Source organism: Bradyrhizobium sp. USDA 4503, assembly GCF_054055815.1.
This window is the reverse complement of record NZ_JBSRXS010000001.1, coordinates 8,529,934-8,550,387: the sequence shown is the minus strand read 5'-3', so window position 1 is coordinate 8,550,387 and position 20,454 is coordinate 8,529,934. Positions and strand designations below refer to the sequence as shown.

The following is a 20,454-nucleotide window of genomic DNA, read 5'->3' as shown; positions in this document are numbered from 1 at the left end:
CTTGAGCGGGCTGCCAGATCGCGCGCCCGGCGGCGCGCGGCTTTGCCGCGCCGCCTGCGTAACCGAACCTTGTTTTCACCTGTCACCATTGCGGTGTATCCTGACCGCAAGCGAACCTTAGCCGGCGGCACTCGCAAGAGGCATTTTCGATCCGGATAGTTCTTGCTGCTGCGTGCCGCCATGCCGTGTTGATCTACACCAGGCAATCAGGAGGCAGCCGATGACGATGAGGCCAGATCCTACGTTCCACGCGTCGCCGAAGCTCGCGATGGAAGCGCCGGCCGAGAGCTTTGCCTACACCGTGCTGCTCAGTCCGGATTTTTCAAAGCCGGACGCACTCGCGGTGATCGACGTCAAGCCCGGCTCTCCGACCTACAGCAAGATCGTCCACACGGTGACGATGCCCAACAAGGGCGACGAGTTCCACCATTTCGGCTGGAACGCCTGCTCGTCGGCGCTGTCCCCGCTGGCCGGACACGCCTTCCTCGAGCGTCGCTATCTCATCATCCCCGGCATGCGATCCTCCCGGATCTATATCGTCGACACCAAGCCGGACCCGACGCAAGCCAAGATCCACAAGATCATCGAGCCGGAGGAAATCTTCAAGAAGACCGGCTATTCGCGACCGCACACCATCCACTGCGGGCCGGAAGGCATCTATGTCAGCACGCTCGGCGGGAGCGGCAAGGACGGCACCGATGGCCCGCCCGGCATCTTCATCATGGACTGCGAGACATTCGAGGTGCTCGGCCGGTGGGAGATCGATCGTGGGCCGCAGACCAAGCATTATGACTTCTGGTGGAATCTGCCGCGCGACTACATGGTGAGCAGCGAGTGGGCCTTGCCGCCGCAGTTCGAGAACGGCATCGTGCCGGAAGACCTGCTGTCGAACAAATACGGCCATCGGCTGCATTTCTGGGACCTGCGCGCCCGACGCAATGTCCAGACCATCGACCTCGGCGCCAATCATCAGATGGCGCTGGAGGTGCGTCCGGCGCACGATCCGGTTCGCGAACACGGCTTCGTTGGCGTCGTCGTCGATACCACGAACCTCGAGGGTTCGATCTGGACCTGGTGGCGCGAGGGCGGCAAGTTTCACATCGAGAAGACGGTGACGATCCCGCCCGAGCCTGCATCGAAGGACCAGCTGCCGCCGCTGTTGCAGGGTTTCGGCGCCGTACCTCCGCTGGTGACCGATATCGACTTGTCGATGGATGACAAGTTTCTCTATGTCGCCTGCTGGGGCACCGGCGAGATGCGCCAATACGACGTCAGCGATCCGCGCAAGCCGAAGCTCGCCGGATCGGTCCGCATCGGCGGCATCGTTCATCGCGCGCCTCACCCGAACGGACAGGCCTTTGCCGGCGGGCCGCAGATGGTCGAGATCAGCCGCGACGGCAAGCGGGTGTACTGGACCAATTCGCTCTACTCGACCTGGGACGACCAGTTCTATCCGCAAGGCATTCCCGGCGCCGAGGTGATGGCAAATGCAAGCCCGGGCGGAGGGCTCGAACTGGCGAAGGACTACTGGGTCAGCTTCCCCAACGGCTACCGGGCGCACCAGATCCGGCTCGATGGCGGTGACTGCTCCACCGACTCGTTCTGCTATCCATCGGTCTAGGGCGTTCGCGAGCGAAGTGGGTACCGGTTCGCGTGAAGACAACGCGTCAAAACAAGAATCCAGAGCCCGTTCCGATTCGATCGGAACGGAAAAGGCCTTGACGTGAGCCCGGCCGACTGGACTCCGGCCTGGCTGTGGCTGGCGGTCATTGCGAGCGGCCTCTACCACGGAATCAACCCGGGCATGGGCTGGCCGCTCGCGGTTGCCGCAGGGTTGATGCAGAAAAGTTCGCGTGCGCTGGTGACCGCGCTTGGCCCGCTCGCGATCGGTCATTTGCTGGCGATGCTGCTGGTGATCCTTCCGTTCGCGCTCTTGATCACCCTCGTCGAATGGCAGCGCACGATCCGGATCGGCGCGAGCCTGCTCGTCATCCTGTTCGGCGTCTATCGGCTGATCGACCGACGCCATCCGCGCGCCCTGGCGCGGATACCGCCGACGCAACTCGCTTTGTGGTCGTTCGCCGTGGCGATCGCGCATGGCGCGGCGCTGATGCTGGTGCCGATCTATCTGGGGCTGTGCCGCGAGGCTGAAGCGGACCAAGGCCATGCGGCCGCCAACAGCCTGATCGATACCAGCCTCACGATGGCCGTACTGGTCTCGATCGTCCATGCCGGCGCGATGATCGCCGCCGGCGGATGCCTGGCGTGGCTGGTCTACCGCTACCTTGGCCTCAAATTCGTATCCCGGAGCTGGTTCAATCTGGACACGGTTTGGGCGCTCAGCCTGGTGCTGGTGGGTGTCGTTGCGCTGGTGCTTGGTCTTGCAACGTAGTCCGGACGCGGCACCCTGCCCGTAGGTAAGACGCTGGAGATCGCACGAAGCCGTAGCGGCGACCCGTCACCCTGAGGTGCACGCGCAAGCGTGCCTCGAAGGGTGAACGGCCCACGGCAGAAGTGGGGGCCGTCGACCCTTCGAGACGCCACGCTGCGCGCGGCTCCTCAGGGTGACGGGGATAGATAATGTCACCGCAGCCTGCCGAGCAGCGCGATCAGCGTCTCGCGCTCCTTGGCGTCCAGCGGCGCCAGCGTTTCCCTGGAGATCACCAGCGCATTGGGTGCGGCCTTGTCGGCCATCTGCTGGCCGGCGCGCGTCAGACTCACCAGCAGGCGGCGGCCGTCGTCGGGATCCGGCGAGGTCTCGGTCAGGCCGCGCGCGGTCAGGCGATCGATCACGCCCTTGATGGTCGCAACGTCCATCGAGGTCAGCCGCCCGAGCTGGTTCTGCGAGCAGGCGCCGACCTCGGACAGCTTCGACAGCGCCGCCCACTGTGTCGGCGTCAGATTGATGCCGATCTCTCGGGCGAAGATCACGGCGTGGCGCTGCGACACCTGGCGCAGGATGAAGCCGATCTGCTCGTCCAGCACATATCCCGGCTTCGTCGCCTTCCCGTTTCGCTTCGGTGCCGCACTCCTCGCCATTGTCCACTCCGCCCTTACAGCGACAGATGCGCGTCCCGGATATCCGGACGCGCATCGAGCTCCGCCATGGTGCCGCCGAAACAGATCCGGCCGCGCTCGATGATATAGGCGCGATCCGAGATCAGCCGGGCGAAATGCAAATTCTGCTCGGAGACGACGATGCTAACGCCCTCTTTCTTCATCGCCAGGATCGCATCGACCATCTGCTCGACGATTTTCGGCGACAGCCCCTCCGAGGGCTCATCGAGCAGCACCAGCGACGGATTGCCCATCAGCGTGCGCGCGATCGTCAGCATCTGCTGCTCGCCGCCGCTCATGCGTCCGCCGGGCCGGCCGCGCATCTCGCCGAGGTTCGGGAATAGCTTGAACAGTTTTTCGCGATCCCATTGCGGCGCGCCTGCCCGCTTCGGCTGACGGCCGACCTCAAGATTCTCCTCGACCGTCAAATCCGTGAAGATGCGCCGCTCCTCCGGGACATAGCCGAGCCCGCCCCGCACGATCGCATGCGTCGGCAAATCGGAGACGTCCCGGCCCTCGAACATCACGCGGCCGGAGCGGTTCGCGACCAGGCCGACGATGGAGCGGAACGTGGTCGATTTGCCGGCGCCGTTGCGCCCGAGCAAGGCGACCACCTCGCCCTCGCCGACCTCGAGTGCGATGTCGAACAGGATATGCGCCGGGCCGTAGAAGCTGTTGAGATCCTTTACCGTCAGCTTCATGCCGATGCTCCCTCGCGGTGCCGCGCATCGTAGACGAGGCCCTCGCCGAGATAGATCGCCCGCACCTGGGCATTGCCGCGCACCTCTTCGGGCGAACCTTCGGCGATCAGGCTGCCGCGGTTCAGCACCAGGATGCGGTCGGCATGCTCGAACACCACGTCCATGTCGTGCTCGGTGAACAGCACGCCGATCGACTGCTCGCGCGCGATCCGCGCCGTCAGCCGCATCAGCTCGACGCGCTCGCGCGGCGCCATGCCGGCGGTCGGCTCGTCCATCAGGAGCAGCTTCGGCTGGTTGGCGAGCGCGATCGCAAGCTCGAGCCGCTTGACGTCGCCATAGGCGAGCTCGCCGCAGGGCCGCTCCGCATAGGCACCCATGCCGACCAGATCGAGCAGCCGCCCGGCCTCGTCGCGGGCGTGGCGGGCGGTCGAGGCCCACAGGTTGAACAATTGCCCGCCATGCGAGACCAGCGCGACCTGCACGTTTTCGCGTACCGTCATGGTGGGGAATGTCGCCGCGATCTGGAAGGTGCGGCCGACGCCCATGCGCCAGATCACGCGCGGCTTCTTGCCCGTGGTCTCCGCGCCCAGCACGCGAATGCGGCCGCTGTCGGGAATGTTCTGGCCGTTGAGCATGTCGAAGCAGGTGCTCTTGCCCGCGCCGTTCGGCCCGATCAGCGCCAAAATCTCGCCGGCACGCAGTTCGAAGGAGACGCCGCGCACGGCATGCACGCCGCCATAGGATTTGGTCAGCCCCTCGACCGACAGCAATGTGGGAACCATGCTCATTCGGCGCTCTCGATGCGGGAGGTCAGCAAGGGCGATACCGACGACGAGGATTTGCGCCGGCGATGCATGAAGGCTTCCAGCGTGCCGACGATGCCCTTCGGGAACGCGACCACGATCAGCACCACGAACGCGCCGAGCACGAGTTTTGACCAATCGGTCTGGCTGACCAGCCAGATGTTGAGCGCCTTGTAGACGATGGCGCCGACCACCGCGCCCGACACCGTCTCGACACCGCCGAGCAGCACCATGACCAGCGCATCGACCGACAGCGAGATGCCCATATTGTCGGGGAACACGCTGCCCTTGAGATAGGCGAACAGCGCGCCGGCAAGGCCGGCGACCGTGCCCGCAATGACGAAGGCGGTCCACTGGATGCGCTTGCCGTCGATGCCGATGGCTTCGCTGCGCAGCGGCGAATCGCGCGTCGCGCGCAGCGCGAAGCCGAACGGCGAGAACACGATGATGCGGAGGATCACCACCGCGAGCGCGGCGATGCCGAGCGACAGCCAGTAGAAATGCGACGGGCTCGCCGCCCATTTCTCCGGCCAGACCCCGAGGATGCCGTTGTCGCCGCCGGTGACCGACACCCATTGGAACGCGATCGACCAGACGATCTGGGCAAAGGCCAGGGTCAGCATCGCGAAATAGACCCCGGAGAGCTGCACCGCGAAGAAGCCGAATACGGCGGCGCCGAGGAGCCCGAGCAGCGGCCCGAGCAGCAGGCAGGCAATCATCGGCAGGCCGGCCATCTTGGCGAGCAGCGCCACGCCATAGGCGCCGAGGCCGAAATAGGCGGCGTGGCCGAACGAGGCGAGCCCGCCGACCGACATCAGGAAGTGCAGGCTGACCGCGAAGATCACGAAGATCGCGATCTCCGAGCCGACCGTGAGCAAATAATTGCCGGCGACGAACGGCAGCGCGGCGGCGAGGACCAGCACGGCAATCGCGGCGAACCGCTCGTTCATCGTCAGCGGACGCCACGGATTGACGGTCAGCCCCGGCGTGCGCCGTGCCGGTGCCTCCGGCTTGCCGAACAGCCCCCACGGCCGGACGATCAGCACCACCGCCATCACCAGGAACACCAGGATGATGGAGATCTTCGGGAAGATCAGGATGCCGAAGGCGTTGAGCTCCGAGACCAGCACCGCCGCGACGAAGGCGCCGATGATGCTGCCGAGGCCGCCGATCACGACCACGACGAAGACCTCGACGATGACGCGCAGATCCATCGCGTGATTGACCGCATCGCGCGGAATCTGCAGCGCGCCGCCGAGCGCGGCGAGGAAGACACCGAGCGCGAACACGCTGGTGAACAGCCATTTCTGATTGACGCCGAGCGCCGCGACCATGTCGCGGTCCTGCGTCGCCGCGCGCACCAGCACACCCCAGCGGGTGCGCTGGAACAACAGCCAGAGCACGCCGAGCACGACCGGCCCGAGCACGATCAGGAACAGGTCATAGCTCGGAATATTCTGGCCGAAGAAATCGATCGCGCCCTTGAAGCCGGGCGCGCGGCGGCCGACCAGATCGTCCGGCCCCCAGATCAGCACCACGAGGTCCTCGACCATCAGCGTCAGGCCGAAGGTGGCGAGCAACTGGAACAGCTCCGGCGAATGATAGATCCGGCGCAGCAGCACCATCTCGACCAGCACGCCGATCGCAGCAACCGCCAGCGCGGCAACGACGATGCCGCCCCAGAAGCCGAGCGCACCGGAAAAGCGTTCGGTCAGGGTAAAGGCGACATAGGCGCCGAGCATGTAGAACGCGCCATGCGCGAAGTTCACGATCCGCGTCACGCCGAAGATGATCGACAGACCCGAAGCGACCAGGAACAGCGACGCCGCGCTGGCAAGACCGGTCAGGAACTGGACGACGTAGAAAGCCATGGGCGGTCCGCGTTGGAGTTTCCGTTCACCTCGCCCCGCCTGCGGGGAGAGGTCGAAACTCAAGCGCCAGCTTGAGTTTCGGGTGAGGGGGACTCTCCGCGCGCTCGTTCGCGGAGATAGCCCCTCACCCCACCCCTCTCCCCGTAAGAACGGGGAGAGGGAGAAGTTCAAGTCTCTCCCCGCAAGAGCGGGGCGAGGGAGAAGAAAAAAATCAATCCTTCGGCCGCAGCTTCTCGATCTCGGCATCGCTGGGCAGATAGTCCGCCCCCTTGCGATAGGCGGTGTCGACCATGATGCCCTTGCCGTCCTTCAGCGCGGTCTTGCCGGTGAAGGCGCCCAGCGTCGACTGGTGATCGATCTTGCGGAAGGTGATCTCGCCGAATGGCGACGGCATCGAGATGCCTTCCGCCGCCGCGATCAGCTTCTCCGGATCACTCGAGCCGGCCTTGGCAAGGATCGCCGCCGCCGCCTTGATGGTCTGGTAGCCGACGATCGAGCCGAGCCGCGGATAGTCGTTGTACTTGGCCTGGTAGGCCTTCAGGAACGCGTCATGCTCAGCCGTCTTGATCGCGTACCAGGGATAGCCGGTGACGATCCAGCCTTCCGGCGTCTCGTCCTTCAGCGGATCGAGGTATTCCGGCTCGCCGGTCAGGAAGCTCACCACGGTGCGGCCCTTGAACAGGCCGCGGGTGTTGCCTTCGCGCACGAGCTTGACGAGGTCGGCGCCGAAGGTGACGTTGAGGATCGCTTCCGGGTTCGCCGCGGCAACCGCCTGCACCACCGGACCTGCGTCGATCTTGCCCTGCGGCGGCCACTGCTCGTCGACCCACTGGATGTCAGGCCGTTTCGCCGACATCAGCTTCTTGAACACCGCGACCGCCGACTGGCCGTATTCATAGTTCGGCGCGATCGTCGCCCAGCGTTTTGCAGGCAGTTTTGCGGCTTCTTCTACCAGCATCGCGGCCTGCATGTAGTTGGAGGGACGCAGGCGGAACGTGTAGCGGTTGCCTTTCGACCAGGTGATGGCGTCGGTCAAAGGTTCTGCCGCCAGAAAGAACACCTTCTTCTGGTTGGCGAAGTCAGAAACGGCAAGGCCGATATTGGAGAGGAACGTGCCGGTGAGCATCGCGACGTTCTCGCTCGACACCAGCTCGTTCGCCGCGGTCTGGGCATCCGCCGGCTTGCCGCCGTCGTCCTTGGAAATGACCACGAGCTTCTTGCCGCCAATGCCGCCGGCGGCATTGATCTCTTCCACCGCGAGCTGCCAGCCCTTGCGATAGGGCTCGGTGAACGCCGGCAGCAGCGAGTAACTGTTGATCTCGCCGATCTTGATTTCGCTCTGCGCCAAGGCCTGCGTTGTCATGGCACTCGTTGCCATGGTCGCGACCGCGATCGCCAATCCCGCCCCTACGAAATAACCACGCATCCCGTCCTCCAGTTTTTCTTCAAAGAGATTACCGCAATCCGTCTTCGCCCTTGATCTCGCCGACCGTCAGCCCGCCGACGCGCGGCAGTGGCCGTCCGCTGTCGGTCACCGCGACCGCGACCATGATCTCGTTGGCCCGCGGCGCGTCGTTGATCTGCACTTCCATGCCGTCGAAATGGCTGCGCACGAAAGCCGCGTCCTTGTGCCCGAGCGGAATATCCAGCGTGGTGCCGGGCCCCGAGCGCTTCTTCGACGACGGGATCAGCGCCGCGCCCTTCGACAGCACCTTGCGCACCGGCGCGCCCATCTTCGGATGCAGGATCGCCGCCGCATGCTCGAGCTCGCCATTCTCACCGACGGCGGCGGCCTTGCCGTAGCTGTGCGCCTTGGCGCCCTCGATGCCGAGCGCGGCGACGGCCCGCTTCGAGAGCAGTTCGCCGAGTTCCTCGCCGATCGCGATCAGCGGCGACAGATCCTCGACATAGCGGCCGGCAAAGGGGTTCTCGATCACGGCGATGGCGGCGGCCCGCCTTGTCGGCGGTGCGATGGTCTTGCCCATCTCCAGATGGGTCTCCTCGACCACGGTGACGATCTTGCGAATGACGGCGCTCATCTTGCCTCGCTTCCAGTCATGCCCGCAGCATGTGTTCTATCGTTTGTCCCTGAAACGCGTGCGACGCCGGCGCCCCAATCCCAGTTGCACCGACAAGCCGCGTTTCGCCCAGTAGACGCAATGCCGCGCCCTCGATCAATCCCGACATCAGGAGGTCGCGCGCCCGCGTCGCCCCCACCTCGAGCGCCTGCTCAACCTCGTGTTCCGCCAGCCGCCCGACATCGCGGGTCACCAGCCGCGCGCCGAGGTCGCTGTCGGGCTGCAGCTCGCTCGCCGCAACGCGCAGGATCGCGGGATGATTGGGCAGATCGACCGCATTGGCGATCACGGTCGCCGCAGCATCCGCCTGCGACGCCGTCCGCGCCAGCACGGTGACGGCATCGGCAATGCCCAGCGAAAAGCTGCGGCCGTGGCGGCCGCTGGTCGCGATGCCGCGAACCGGCATATCGGCATCGACCGTCATGGTGCGCATCACGCCGCGACGGTCCGGCCGATCCATCAGGCCGACGGTGAATTGTTCGCCGTCGCCGAGATGCAGGGCGATGTCGCCGCCATTGTTGACATAGGCGCGGTCGAGCGGCGTGGCCTCAAGCATCGCGCCGAGGATTTCCTCGGCGACGGAGCCCGCGACCGCCGCCATCGGCGTGATGAAGCAATCGGCGGCAAACGGCGCGACCGCTGCAAGCATCCGCCGCGCGACCACGCCTTTTAGCGTGCACCCGCCCGGAGCGGCTGCGCTGCGCAGTTCGGTCAGTTCCGCGCAGAGTTCGTCAAGCAATCCGGTGAAGCGCGCCGCCGCAGCCTGATAGGCGGTACGAATGTCAGCATCGCCGCCCTTGGCCTCGACAACCAGATCAATCGGACCGTCCTGCAAATGCAGCCGCTTGCCGTCAGGAAGGAGCGCAATTTGCGGGAGCCGCTTCATGCACGCCGCCCCGGAAGATACGGCATCGGCCGGACCTCGGCACTGTCGCGCAGCGACGACAGCGGCCGGACATAGTCCATATGGCCGCCGAGCGCCGCATAATCGGACATTCGCATCGTGAATTCGATTGGCGCTACCAGCGCAGGCGTCGGCACGTAGCCGAAGGCACCGGCCGGCATCTGCGTGACATCGACCATGTAGGTGATGCCGCCGCCGGGCCAGACATAGACCGGCGCACCGCCGCTGGTCACCCGCGTCAGCGCGTCCTTCACCGAGCGCGTCAGCCGCACCGGATTATCGGTGACGCCGGCGCGCAGCGATCCGCCCGCGCCGCCCATGAACAGCACGGTGCACAGCGCGGGCTCGCAATTCTCCTGGATGCGCTCGACCGAAAATTTGAGGTCCGCCGGCATCTCGGTCTCGATCGGCTTCAGCGCCTCGTCGAGCACGTAGTAGGACGCATGCTCGCCGGTGGTCGAGACCATCAGCATGGTGAGCCCGGGCCGCGCCTCCTTCGCATTGAAGGGGCCGAGGATCGACAGCGGATCGGAGATGTTGGTGCCGCCCCATCCGGTGCCGGGATCGGCGACCTGGAAATAGCGGCCGGGCGTCGAGCGCCGCCCCTTCATCTTGATGCCGGTGTCGGCGATGTCGAGCAGCTTGCCGGCCTGGTGTTCGCTGAGCACGCCGGTGATGTGGTCGTCGACCACCACGACCTCATCGACCTTGCCGTGCCATTGCTTGGCGAACATGCCGATGGTCGCCGAGCCGCATCCGACCCGCATGCGCTCTTCTGCCACACCATTGACGATCGGCGGCCGGCCGGCCTGCACCACGACGGTGGCGCCACCGTCGATGGTCAGCTCCACCGCCTTGCAGTTGGAGAGATCCATCAGCGTGTCGCAGGTGACGCGACCTTCCTTCTTGGAGCCGCCGGTCAGATGATGCACCCCGCCGAGCGAGAGCATCTGCGAGCCATATTCGCTGGTCGTGACATGGCCGACCGCCTCGCCGTCCGCGCGCACGGTCGCGGTTTCCGGGCCGAGGTAGCGGTCGGTGTCGATCTTCACCTTGACGCCGCAATACGAGAAAATGCCTTCGGTCACCACGGTGACCATGTCGACGCCGTCGACTTCCGACGACACGATGAAGGGCGCAGGCTTGTAGTCCGGATAGGTGGTTCCGGCGCCGATCGCGGTGACGAACAGTTCGGGCTGGCGGACGATCTTGCCGTCCCAGTCGCCACTCACCTGGAACGGAACCAGCTTGCCGCCGTGCGACATGGTGCGCTCCAGCACGACATGCGGATCGACGCGCACCAGCGTGCCGTCATGATTGGCATAGCGGTCGCAGGCGCCGGCCGCGCCCGGCTTGATGTAACACATCACCGGACAGGCATCGCAGCGGATCTTGTCGCCGGCGGCGACGGTCATTGTGTCAGCCATCGTGACCAAGCCTGGACTTGTGGCGGCGGTCGATCATACTGCCTTCCGCCTCCCATGCATATCGTTCGTATACGAATGATCCTGCGCGCGAGCCCGTGACCTGTCAAGCGGCCTTTGCAATCAAACCGTGCCCTTCGCGTGCGCACCCTGTTCATAAAGCGGGCACGCGCTGCAGCGCGGCATGTCGCCGCTTGCACGTTTGTATACAAACGTTATCCTCGTCGGCGATCCGACGCTGACGTTGCAGCGCAAACATCAAGGGAGAACCGGGGCAATGCGCCTGACCGTGAACGGCAGGAATCATGATGTCGACGCCGCTCCCGACACCGCATTGCTTCACGTGCTGCGCAACGACCTCGAATTGAACGGGCCGAAATACGGCTGCGGGCTCGGCGAGTGCGGCGCCTGCGCGGTGCTGATCGACGGCGTCGCTGCGCGTGCCTGCGTGATTCCGATCGAGGGCTGCGCCGGCCGCAACATCGTCACGCTCGAAGGTCTCGGCAGCCGCGAGCACCCCGATCCCGTGCAGGATGCCTTCATCCACGAACAAGCCGCGCAGTGCGGCTATTGCCTCAACGGCATGATTATCACCACCAAGGCCTTGCTGACGCGCAATCCCAATCCGTCCGAGCATGAAGTGCTGGAGGCGCTGCGCTACAATCTCTGCCGTTGCGGCGCGCATATCGAGATCATCCGCGCGGCGATGCGCGCGGCCGGTCACGCGCTCGAGGCGCGCGATTGATGGTGGACGCACGGGCTCCCGAGCAACGCCAGCGCGGCTCGCTGTCGGTCGTCCGCCCTGCGGTGCTGGGCGCGGAAGGTGCGTTCGAGACCTTCATCACCATCACGGCCGACGGCACGGTCAATGCCTACAACGGCCATGTGGATCTCGGCACCGGCATCCGCACCGCGCTCGGTCAGATCGTTGCCGAAGAGCTCGACGTCTCCTTTGCCCGCGTCGTCGTGATCCTCGGCGACACCGCCGTGGTGCCGAACCAGGGCCCGACGATCGCAAGCGAAACCATCCAGATCACCGCCGTTCCCCTGCGCAAGGCCGCCGCGCAAGCGCGGCATTTTTTGCTTGCGCGCGCCGCCGAGCGATTGGAGCTAGCTGTCGACGAGCTCACGATCGAGGACGGGCTGATCCGCGGCCACGACAACCGCAGCGTCAGCTATGGCGAGCTGATCGCGGACGAGATCATCCGGCTCGATCTTGCCGATGATGTTCCGGTCAAGGCCGTGAGCGCCTATTCGGTCGTCGGCAAGTCCGTGCCGCGCGTCGACGTGCTGGCGAAGGCCACCGGCGAGCTTGTCTACGTTCACGATGTGCGCGTGCCCGGCATGCTGCACGGCCGCGTGGTCCGCCCCCCTTACGCCGGCGTCGATGCCGGCCCGTTCGTCGGCACCAGCCTGATTGCGGTCGATGAAGCTTCGGTGCGCGATATTCCAGGCCTCGTCGCGGTGGTGCGGATCGGCGATTTCGTCGGCGTCGTTGCCGAGCGCGAGGAGAATGCGATCAAGGCCGCCGCGCAGCTCAAGGTGAGCTGGAAGCCGGGACCGGCGCTGACCGATCTTGCCGACGTGGAGAAGGCGCTGCGCGCCAATCCCTCGACGCCGCGCCAGCTGATCGACAAGGGCGACGTCGACGCCGCGCGCAAGGCCGCCGCCAAGCCGATGCAGCGGACTTATCTCTGGCCCTACCAGATGCACGGCTCGATCGGCCCGTCCTGCGCGGTCGCCGATTACAGCGAGGGCGCGATCCGGGTCTGGTCCGGCACCCAGAACCCGCACATCCTGCGCGGCGACCTCGCGCTGCTGATCCAGCGGCCGGAATCCGAGATCGACGTGATCCGGATGGAGGCGGCCGGCTGCTACGGCCGCAACTGCGCCGACGATGTTTCCGCCGATGCGCTATTGCTGTCGCGCGCGGTCGGCCGTCCTGTGCGCGTGCAGCTCACCCGCGAGCAGGAGCATGCCTGGGAGCCGAAGGGCACCGCGCAGCTGATGGACGTCAATGGCGGGCTCAACGCCGACGGCAGCGTCGCCGCTTACGATTTTGCCACGCGCTATCCCTCGAACGGCGCGCCGACATTGGCACTGCTGCTCACAGGGCGGATCGCGCCTGAAGCCGCGGTGTTCGAGATGGGCGACCGCACCGCGATCCCGCCCTACGACTACGAGAACATGCGCGTGATCGCTAACGACATGCCGCCGATCGTGCGCGCGTCATGGTTTCGCGGCGTCTCGGCGCTGCCGAACACCTTTGCGCATGAATCCTACATCGACGAGCTTGCGGCGGAGGCGAAGGTCGATCCGATCGAGTACCGGCTGCGCTATCTGAAGGATAAGCGCGCGATCGATCTCGTCAATGCCGTTGCCGAGCGCGCCGGCTGGACGCCGCGCCCGGTGTGGAAAGAACCCGAGGCGGACGGCGATATCGTGCGCGGCCGCGGCTTTGCCTATGCGCTGTACGTGCACAGCAAGTTTCCCGGTTACGGCGCAGCATGGTCGGCGTGGATCGCCGATGTCGCCGTCAACAAGGCGACCGGCGATGTCAGCGTGACGCGCGTCGTCGCCGGCCAGGATTCCGGATTGATGATCAATCCGGAGGGCGTGCGGCACCAGATCGAAGGCAACGTGATCCAGTCGACCAGCCGCGCGCTGATGGAGGAAGTGTCCTTCGAGCGCGGCGCGGTGGCGGCGCGGGAATGGGGCGCCTACCCCATCATCAAGTTTCCTGAGCTGCCGAAGATCGATGTGTTGATGCTGCCGCGGCAGGATCAACCACCGCTCGGCGTCGGCGAGTCCGCCTCGGTGCCGAGTGCCGCCGCGATCGCCAACGCGATCTACGACGCGACCGGGGTCCGCTTCCGCGAATTGCCGTTCACGCCGGAGCGGATCCTGAAGGGATTGCGCGGCGAGCAACCGGTCGCGCCCGCCCCGCTCCCGCCGCCTGCGCAGACGGCTGATCTCAACAGGTGGCAGAATCCGTTTGCAAAGCACGGCGGCGGGATCCTAGCCTGCATTGCAGCGATGTGTGCAGCCGCGATCGGCATCGGCGCGGCCATGCTGCCGTGGCGCGCGATCGCGCCGATCGCCCGGCCTGACGCCGCGGTCTATTCCGCTGCGACGATCGCCCGTGGCAAGGAGCTTGCAGCGCTCGGCGCCTGCGCCGTCTGCCACACGTCGGAGCATGGCGTCCTGAATGCCGGCGGCCGGCCGCTGGAGACGCCGTTCGGCACCATCTACACCACCAACATCACGCCCGATGTCGACACCGGCATCGGCGCCTGGTCCTATCCCGCCTTCGAGCGCGCGATGCGCGAGGGCATCCATCGCGACGGGCGCCATCTCTATCCGGCGTTCCCGTACACGCACTTCGCCAGGACCAGTGATGCCGACCTGCAGGCGCTCTATGCCTATCTGATGGCGCAGACGCCGGTGCACGCCGAGACGCCGGCCAACGCGCTCGCCTTTCCGTTCAATTTGCGTCCGCTGCTTGCCGGATGGAATGCGCTGTTCCATCGGCCCAACACGTTCCAAGGTGATCCCACTAAATCGGAAGTGTGGAATCGCGGCGCCTATCTGATCGAGGGGCTCGGTCATTGCAGCGCCTGCCACTCGCCGCGCAATGCGCTCGGCGCCGAACGGCAGCGCGCCTATCTCGCCGGCGGCTTCGCCGAGGGCTGGGAGGCGCCGGCGCTGACGTCGCTGTCGAAGGCGCCGATCCCCTGGAGCGAGGACGAGCTCTACGCCTATTTGCGCACCGGCGAGTCCCGCCTGCACGGCGTCGCCGCGGGACCGATGGCGCCGGTCGTGCAGGAGCTCGCCGCGCTGCCCGACCAGGACATTCGTGCAATGGCGGTCTACCTCGCCTCGTTCAACCAGGGCACCGATCGGCCGGCCCACGATGCCATTGCCGCGAAGCTCGAAGCCGGCACCGTCGTCACCACCGCCGCCTCGGCCGGAGCGCGGATCTATCAAGGCGCCTGCGCGGTCTGCCATGAGGTCGGCGGCCCGCCGCTGTTCGGCAGCCGGCCGTCGCTGGCGCTGAACAGCAACCTGCACAGCGACGCGCCCGATAACCTGATCCAGGTGATCCTGCACGGCATCGCCAAGCCGGCCGTGACCGATCTGGGCTACATGCCGGCCTTCAAGGACAGCATGAGCGACGGCCAGGTCGCCGAGCTTGTCACCTTCCTGCGGCGGCAATTCGCCCCTGATAAGCCGGCCTGGGCCGATGTCGCCGCCACCGTCGGCCGTATACGGCAGACCATAGCGCGCTGACCTGCCATGTTCCGCCCGATACCCACTGGGCGGGCGGCGCCCGGCAGGCTAAGGTTCCCGCATGACCGTGACAGATATCGCGACCCGGACCTACAACCACGGCTGGCGGCTCGACCCGATCGTGCGCAGCCTGCTGGACACCGATTTCTACAAGCTGTTGATGCAGCAGATGATCCGGGAATGCTATCCGGACACGCGCACGACCTTTTCGGTGATCAACCGCTCGACCCATATCCGGCTCGCCGAGGTCATCGACGAGGCCGAGCTGCGCGCCCAGCTCGACCACGCCCGCACCATCCGCTTCACCAAGAAGGAGCTGATCTGGCTCGCGGGCAACACGTTCTACGGCAAGACCCAGATGTTCTCGCCCGACTTCATCAACTGGCTGTCGAACTTCCGGCTGCCCGAATACGAGTTGCACAAGGTCGACGGCCAGTACGAGCTCCATTTCCACGGGCCGTGGACCCACACCACGATGTGGGAGATCCCGGCGCTCGCGATCCTCAACGAGCTGCGCTCACGCGCGGCGACCAAGACCTACGGCCGCTTCGCGCTCGATGTGCTCTATGCGCGCGCCAAGGCCAAGCTGTGGGCCAAGGTCGAGCGGCTGCGCAAGCTGGACGGCCTGCGGCTGTCCGATTTCGGCACACGCCGCCGCCATGGCTTCCTCTGGCAGCGGTGGTGCGTCGAGGCGGTGAAGGAAGGCCTCGGCCCCTCCTTCACCGGAACGTCGAACGTGCTGCTCGCGATGGACAACGACCTCGAGGCGATCGGCACCAACGCGCATGAGCTGCCGATGGTCGCCGCCGCGCTCGCCAATGACGACGAGGCGCTGCGCTGGGCGCCCTATCGCATCCTCGATCAGTGGCGCCACACCTATGGCGGCAACCTCTTGATCGCGCTGCCCGATGCCTTCGGCACCAAGCCGTTCCTGCGCGACGCGCCCGATTGGGTCGCCGACTGGACCGGCTTTCGTCCCGACAGCGCGCCGCCGATCACGGCCGGCGAAGAGATCATCAAATGGTGGAAGCAGAAGGGCCGCGATCCCAAGGAGAAGCTGCTGGTGTTCTCCGACGCGATGGATGTCGGCTCGATCGAGGAGACGTTCCACCATTTCAAGGGACGCGTGCGCGTCAGCTTCGGCTGGGGCACCAACCTCACCAACGATTTCGTCGGCTGCGCGCCCGATGGCACCGCCGAGCTCGACCCGATCTCGATCGTCTGCAAGGTGACGTCGGTCGACGGACGCCCGGCCGTCAAGCTCTCCGACAATCCGGAGAAGGCGACCGGCATCCCCACAGAGGTCGAGCGCTATTTGCGCGTGTTCGGCAATGTCGGCCGTGTTCGCACCGCAGTTCACGTCTAACAAAGCGTTTTCAAGCGAAGTGGACACCGGTTCGCGTGAAGAAAACGCGTCAAATAAAAGACTCCTCGCCAACCCACCATTCCCATCGACTGACCTGACGAGTTTCGCATGCCCGCACCCAAGCCGCCTGCCTTCGAAACCCTGAGCCTGCACGCCGGCCAGCGCCCCGATCCCGCGACCGGCGCGCGCGCGGTTCCGATCTATCAGACCACGTCCTACGTGTTCCAGGATGCCGATCATGCCGCGGCGCTGTTCAATCTGGAGCGCGCCGGTCATATCTATACCCGCATCTCGAACCCGACGACATCGGTGCTGGAAGAACGCATCGCCGCGCTTGAATGCGGCGTCGGCGCGATCTGCACCGCCAGCGGCATGGCCGCGATGCATCTTGCGATCGCGACCCTGCTCAATGCCGGCGACCACATCGTCGCCTCCGCCTCGCTCTATGGCGGCACCATCAATCTGCTGGCGCACACGCTGCCGCGGTTCGGCATCACGACGACGTTCGTGAAGCCGCGTGCGCTCGACGAATTCCGTGCCGCGATCAAGCCGAACACCCGCCTCGTGATCGGCGAGACCATCGGCAATCCCGGGCTCGAGGTGCTCGATATCCCCGCGGTGGCTCAAATCGCGCATGACGCGAAGATTCCGCTGCTGATCGACAATACCTTTGCGACGCCCTATCTCAGCCAGCCGATCGAGCTCGGCGCCGACATCGCGATGAACTCGGCGACCAAGTGGATGGGCGGCCACGGCATCGCGATCGGCGGCGTCATCGTCGACGGCGGGCGGTTCGACTGGCGCGCCTCCGGCAAATTCCCGCAGCTCACCGAGCCCTATGCCGGCTATCACGGCATCGTCTTCGACGAGCAGTTCGGCAAGGCCGCCTTCATCATGCGCGCCCGCACCGAGGGCCTGCGCGATTTCGGCGCCTGCCTGTCGCCGACCAACGCGTTCCAGCTGCTGCAGGGCATCGAGACGCTCGGCGTCCGCATGGACCGCCACGTCAGCAACACCCATGCGGTGCTGGACGCCCTCGCCGCGAACAAGGCGGTCGACTGGGTGCTGCATCCCTCGCTGGAGACGCATCCGGATTACACGCTCGCCAAGAAGCTGTTGCCGCGCGGCGCCGGCTCGATCGTCAGCTTCGGCATCAAGGGCGGCCGCGCCGCCGGCAAGAAGTTCATCGAGTCCTTGAAGCTGATCAGCCATCTCGCCAATGTCGGCGACGCCAAGACGCTGGTGATCCATCCCGCCAGCACCACGCATCAGCAGATGGACGCCGAGCAGCTCAAGGCCGCCGGCATCGGCGAGGAGCTGGTGCGGCTGTCGGTCGGCATCGAAACCGCGCAGGATATCATCGACGATCTCGGCCAGGCGCTGCGCGCCTCGCAAAGGACTTGAGCGCCATGCAGCTTTCCGTGAACGGATCAGACACCTTCATCGCGACCGGCGGCAAGCCGTTCGATCCGTCGCTGCCGGCGGTGGTGATGATCCACGGCGCCGGCTTCGATTCCTCGACCTGGGCGCTGCACAGCCGCTGGTTCGCCCATCATGGCCATTCCGTGCTGGCGCCGGATCTGCCGGGCCACGGCCGCTCCGCCGGCAAGCCGCTCCCGACCATCGCCGAGATGGCCGACTGGATCGCGGCGCTGATCACGGCAGCCGGCGCGTCGAAAGCGCGGCTGATCGGCCATTCGATGGGCTCGCTGATCGCGATCGAGACCTCGGCGCGGCATCCCGACAAAGTTTCAGGCCTCGCGCTGATCGGCACCGCCGCGACCATGACGGTCGGCCCCGATCTGTTGAAGGCCGCCGAGGCCAATGACGTCGCTGCGATCGACATGGTCTCGATCTGGGGGCTCGGCTTCCAGGCCGAGCTCGGCGGCAGCCTCGCGCCGGGCCTGTGGATGCATCAGGGCGCGCAGCGGGTGCTGCAGGAGGCGAAGCCGGGCGTGCTGTACAACGACCTCAACGCCTGCAACGCCTACCAGAACGCGCTCACGGCGGCGGCCGCGGTCAAGGTGCCCGCGACCTTCATCCTCGGCGAGCGCGACATGATGACCCCCGCCAAGGCCGGCAAGACGCTCGCCGCCGCGACGCCGAATGCGCGCACCGTGGTGCTGCCAGGTGCCGGCCACATGATGATGGTCGAGCAGCCCGACGAGCTGCTGGCGGCGCTGCAATAGCGCTACCGCGAACTCCACTTCCCTTCTCCCCTCGCGGGAGAAGGTGGCGCGGGCGCAGTCCGCGACGGATGAGACGTCCGCGTCCGCGGATGCAGCCCCCTCGGCCGGCTCCGGTGCTTTCCGTTCGAAGTGCCCTTTGCCGCCCCCACCCCAAAATATCGAAAACAACCCCATGCAAAGGAGCAGGGCGGCCGCCGGCGCGTCGGACAAGCAACTTGACATGTCGGGCAACTCAGCGATATCTTCTATTATTCCGAAATTTCGCCACCGCTGCAACAGCGTACGCGTCCGCCGCAATTGCGGCCGAAAACTCTCACCACCATGCCATTGCAAGGCGACGTGGCGGGTGTAAGCCCCCGATCCGTATCTATGACCAATGGCGGGTCGTATTCCCGTGGACCGACGCGGGTCCGAAGGACGTGGAGATCATCGACTATCACTAGACTAGCCAGGACTCATAAATCGAGACGGGGTCGGAACACGCGCGCTGGACGTCTGCTATGGCCCTGACAGGAGCGCGAAAGCGGACATTGCCGTAAGTCCGAGAGGGGCCCAATAGGCGACCTCGCGGTATCTCGGAGATTCTCATGATCGTGAGCTGTCGATTACCCGCTGTAGCGTCTTGCAAGGCGGCCAGCTTGGCACTTCTGTTTGCCCTTGTGCGACAATAAAGCCTCTTCAATTTACGATTGTTCCCCGTAGACGGTGCTAGTTCATCGGGTTATCGTCACATCAGCCGCCGCCCGCTTCGTTTGCAGTTCTTTGCTCCAAGAAAATGGAGGCGCCGAATGGAAGTCGACCATCCTGCCGGAGCATGGTCACGCCTTCCGATATCGAGCATCGAGGACCTCAGCGATGCGGTACGCGGGGCTGGCCTCGAAGCCACGCAAATGTCTACCGGGCGCCTGTCGGGAGTTCTTGCGTTCAGCGAAGTTGATGGAATTGTCTGCAGCAGTGGATCGATCGAGGGGCGGGTCTCGCTGTTCGGGCCGCTGTCGAGCAATTGCATCACCACCGGCGTTGCCATTCGGATCGGAAGCGGCGCGCGTCACTGGCTCAACGAAATCGAAGCAGGCAGTGTCGGCGTTTTCCTGCCGGGCGACGAACACGACGCGCTCTACACGCCCGGATCGCTCTATGCAGCCGTGACCTTGTCCGCAGAGAAGCTGGAGCATGAGGCCGCCGCGGAAGAGCTTGTCCTCGACCGGCACAGTTTGGGTGGATCTGGCATCCACGCACGTTGCATGGCTCCGGAAGTCCTGGCGGATTTGCGGCACGCTTTCGAAACCGTTCACGGCAGCTCCGATGGCTTCGGCCCTTCAGGCCTTACTAAACATTTGTTGACGACGTTGATTGCGCATCTCGCGCGTCCCCCGCGCCGGGAAAACAGGGGGCGGCATCCCGATTTGCATGGTAAGATCGTCGAGCGGGCGCGGACCTACATTTACGACCACCTCTCCGAGCCCATTTCCATCGATGAACTCGCGGCCGCCGCATACGCGTCGCGACGTACGTTGTTTCGCGCCTTTTCGGATATTCTCGACGACACCCCTCAAAACTACGTTCGGAGGCTGCGCCTCCATCGCATCCGGCATGACCTCGCAAGCGATGCCGAGAAAGCCTGTACAATTGCACTCGTTGCCAATCAGTGGGGCATAGGCGATCTGGGGCGGATGTCCGGCTGGTATCGCGAACTTTTTGGAGAACGGCCGCGCGACACGGTTGCAGGCTCGCGGATAGCTTCCGGAAAATTGGCACAAACCACGTAGAA

General features: G+C 65.5%; 16 protein-coding genes. 8 read left to right on the top strand and 8 right to left on the bottom strand.

Features of this window, described 5'->3' with window-relative positions:
* Window positions 1–220 precede the first annotated feature (220 nt).
* The gene (locus ACVMIH_RS40145) at window positions 221–1,621 is read left to right on the top strand and encodes a selenium-binding protein SBP56-related protein (RefSeq protein WP_057017553.1); all 1,401 of its coding nucleotides are present in this window, start codon (window positions 221–223) and stop codon (window positions 1,619–1,621) included.
* 102 nt (window positions 1,622–1,723) lie between these two features.
* Entirely contained in the window at window positions 1,724–2,392 is a 669-nt protein-coding gene (locus tag ACVMIH_RS40140) for a hypothetical protein (RefSeq protein WP_057017554.1), read from the top strand.
* Window positions 2,393–2,583: 191 nt separating this feature from the next.
* Here ACVMIH_RS40140 and ACVMIH_RS40135 read toward each other — a convergent pair whose 3' ends face one another.
* The 8 genes from ACVMIH_RS40135 to ACVMIH_RS40100 form a co-directional block, all read right to left on the bottom strand.
* On the bottom strand, window positions 2,584–3,039 hold the full coding sequence (locus tag ACVMIH_RS40135) for a MarR family winged helix-turn-helix transcriptional regulator (RefSeq protein WP_057017555.1): 456 nt from the start codon (window positions 3,037–3,039) through the stop codon (window positions 2,584–2,586).
* Window positions 3,040–3,053: 14 nt separating this feature from the next.
* Window positions 3,054–3,758, bottom strand: coding sequence for an ABC transporter ATP-binding protein (locus ACVMIH_RS40130; RefSeq protein ID WP_057017556.1), 705 nt, complete (start codon window positions 3,756–3,758; stop codon window positions 3,054–3,056).
* A complete protein-coding gene (locus tag ACVMIH_RS40125) occupies window positions 3,755–4,546 on the bottom strand; it encodes an ABC transporter ATP-binding protein (RefSeq protein WP_016842451.1) in 792 nt (263 codons plus the stop codon). Before ACVMIH_RS40125 ends, ACVMIH_RS40130 begins: the two co-directional genes overlap by 4 nt.
* The gene (locus ACVMIH_RS40120) at window positions 4,543–6,432 is read right to left on the bottom strand and encodes an ABC transporter permease (RefSeq protein ID WP_057017557.1); all 1,890 of its coding nucleotides are present in this window, start codon (window positions 6,430–6,432) and stop codon (window positions 4,543–4,545) included. Before ACVMIH_RS40120 ends, ACVMIH_RS40125 begins: the two co-directional genes overlap by 4 nt.
* A 211-nt stretch (window positions 6,433–6,643) precedes the next feature.
* Window positions 6,644–7,858, bottom strand: a complete 1,215-nt coding sequence (locus ACVMIH_RS40115) for an ABC transporter substrate-binding protein (protein WP_057017558.1) — start codon at window positions 7,856–7,858, stop codon at window positions 6,644–6,646.
* Between the two features lie 28 nt (window positions 7,859–7,886).
* A complete protein-coding gene (locus ACVMIH_RS40110) occupies window positions 7,887–8,471 on the bottom strand; it encodes an amino acid synthesis family protein (RefSeq protein ID WP_057017559.1) in 585 nt (194 codons plus the stop codon).
* 16 nt (window positions 8,472–8,487) lie between these two features.
* Window positions 8,488–9,396, bottom strand: coding sequence for a UPF0280 family protein (locus ACVMIH_RS40105; RefSeq protein ID WP_057017560.1), 909 nt, complete (start codon window positions 9,394–9,396; stop codon window positions 8,488–8,490).
* The gene (locus ACVMIH_RS40100) at window positions 9,393–10,841 is read right to left on the bottom strand and encodes a hypothetical protein (protein ID WP_057017561.1); all 1,449 of its coding nucleotides are present in this window, start codon (window positions 10,839–10,841) and stop codon (window positions 9,393–9,395) included. The genes ACVMIH_RS40105 and ACVMIH_RS40100 overlap by 4 nt, the downstream gene beginning before the upstream one ends.
* A 274-nt stretch (window positions 10,842–11,115) precedes the next feature.
* On the opposite strand from ACVMIH_RS40100, the gene ACVMIH_RS40095 reads away from it, so the two are divergent.
* The 6 genes from ACVMIH_RS40095 to ACVMIH_RS40070 all read left to right on the top strand — a co-directional run bounded on the left by ACVMIH_RS40095 (window position 11,116) and on the right by ACVMIH_RS40070 (window position 20,452).
* Complete coding sequence (locus tag ACVMIH_RS40095) at window positions 11,116–11,583, top strand: (2Fe-2S)-binding protein (RefSeq protein WP_057017562.1); 468 nt, start codon at window positions 11,116–11,118, stop codon at window positions 11,581–11,583.
* Window positions 11,583–15,128 (top strand): molybdopterin cofactor-binding domain-containing protein, encoded by a 3,546-nt coding sequence (locus ACVMIH_RS40090; RefSeq protein ID WP_456866151.1) that lies wholly within the window; start codon window positions 11,583–11,585, stop codon window positions 15,126–15,128. Before ACVMIH_RS40095 ends, ACVMIH_RS40090 begins: the two co-directional genes overlap by 1 nt.
* A 61-nt stretch (window positions 15,129–15,189) precedes the next feature.
* Window positions 15,190–16,494, top strand: coding sequence for a nicotinate phosphoribosyltransferase (gene pncB, locus ACVMIH_RS40085; RefSeq protein WP_092082610.1), 1,305 nt, complete (start codon window positions 15,190–15,192; stop codon window positions 16,492–16,494).
* A 108-nt stretch (window positions 16,495–16,602) separates the two neighbouring features.
* On the top strand, window positions 16,603–17,898 hold the full coding sequence (locus ACVMIH_RS40080) for an O-acetylhomoserine aminocarboxypropyltransferase (RefSeq protein WP_456866147.1): 1,296 nt from the start codon (window positions 16,603–16,605) through the stop codon (window positions 17,896–17,898).
* Between the two features lie 5 nt (window positions 17,899–17,903).
* Window positions 17,904–18,683 (top strand): alpha/beta fold hydrolase, encoded by a 780-nt coding sequence (locus ACVMIH_RS40075; RefSeq protein WP_456866144.1) that lies wholly within the window; start codon window positions 17,904–17,906, stop codon window positions 18,681–18,683.
* 788 nt (window positions 18,684–19,471) lie between these two features.
* The gene (locus ACVMIH_RS40070; RefSeq protein WP_253624130.1) at window positions 19,472–20,452 is read left to right on the top strand and encodes a helix-turn-helix domain-containing protein; all 981 of its coding nucleotides are present in this window, start codon (window positions 19,472–19,474) and stop codon (window positions 20,450–20,452) included.
* Window positions 20,453–20,454 lie beyond the last annotated feature (2 nt).

Bases quoted from the DNA above. Each gene is read 5' to 3' on its own strand.
- ACVMIH_RS40125 (WP_016842451.1), bottom strand. From the start codon at position 4,546: ATGAGCATGGTTCCCACATTGCTGTCGGTCGAGGGGCTGACCAAATCC.
- ACVMIH_RS40145 (WP_057017553.1), top strand. From the start codon at position 221: ATGACGATGAGGCCAGATCCTACGTTCCACGCGTCGCCGAAGCTCGCG.
- ACVMIH_RS40095 (WP_057017562.1), top strand. From the start codon at position 11,116: ATGCGCCTGACCGTGAACGGCAGGAATCATGATGTCGACGCCGCTCCC.
- ACVMIH_RS40120 (WP_057017557.1), bottom strand. From the start codon at position 6,432: ATGGCTTTCTACGTCGTCCAGTTCCTGACCGGTCTTGCCAGCGCGGCG.
- ACVMIH_RS40090 (WP_456866151.1), top strand. From the start codon at position 11,583: ATGGTGGACGCACGGGCTCCCGAGCAACGCCAGCGCGGCTCGCTGTCG.
- ACVMIH_RS40130 (WP_057017556.1), bottom strand. From the start codon at position 3,758: ATGAAGCTGACGGTAAAGGATCTCAACAGCTTCTACGGCCCGGCGCAT.
- ACVMIH_RS40075 (WP_456866144.1), top strand. From the start codon at position 17,904: ATGCAGCTTTCCGTGAACGGATCAGACACCTTCATCGCGACCGGCGGC.
- ACVMIH_RS40115 (WP_057017558.1), bottom strand. From the start codon at position 7,858: ATGCGTGGTTATTTCGTAGGGGCGGGATTGGCGATCGCGGTCGCGACC.
- ACVMIH_RS40100 (WP_057017561.1), bottom strand. From the start codon at position 10,841: ATGGCTGACACAATGACCGTCGCCGCCGGCGACAAGATCCGCTGCGAT.
- ACVMIH_RS40080 (WP_456866147.1), top strand. From the start codon at position 16,603: ATGCCCGCACCCAAGCCGCCTGCCTTCGAAACCCTGAGCCTGCACGCC.
- ACVMIH_RS40070 (WP_253624130.1), top strand. From the start codon at position 19,472: ATGGAAGTCGACCATCCTGCCGGAGCATGGTCACGCCTTCCGATATCG.
- ACVMIH_RS40110 (WP_057017559.1), bottom strand. From the start codon at position 8,471: ATGAGCGCCGTCATTCGCAAGATCGTCACCGTGGTCGAGGAGACCCAT.
- ACVMIH_RS40105 (WP_057017560.1), bottom strand. From the start codon at position 9,396: ATGAAGCGGCTCCCGCAAATTGCGCTCCTTCCTGACGGCAAGCGGCTG.
- pncB (WP_092082610.1), top strand. From the start codon at position 15,190: ATGACCGTGACAGATATCGCGACCCGGACCTACAACCACGGCTGGCGG.
- ACVMIH_RS40135 (WP_057017555.1), bottom strand. From the start codon at position 3,039: ATGGCGAGGAGTGCGGCACCGAAGCGAAACGGGAAGGCGACGAAGCCG.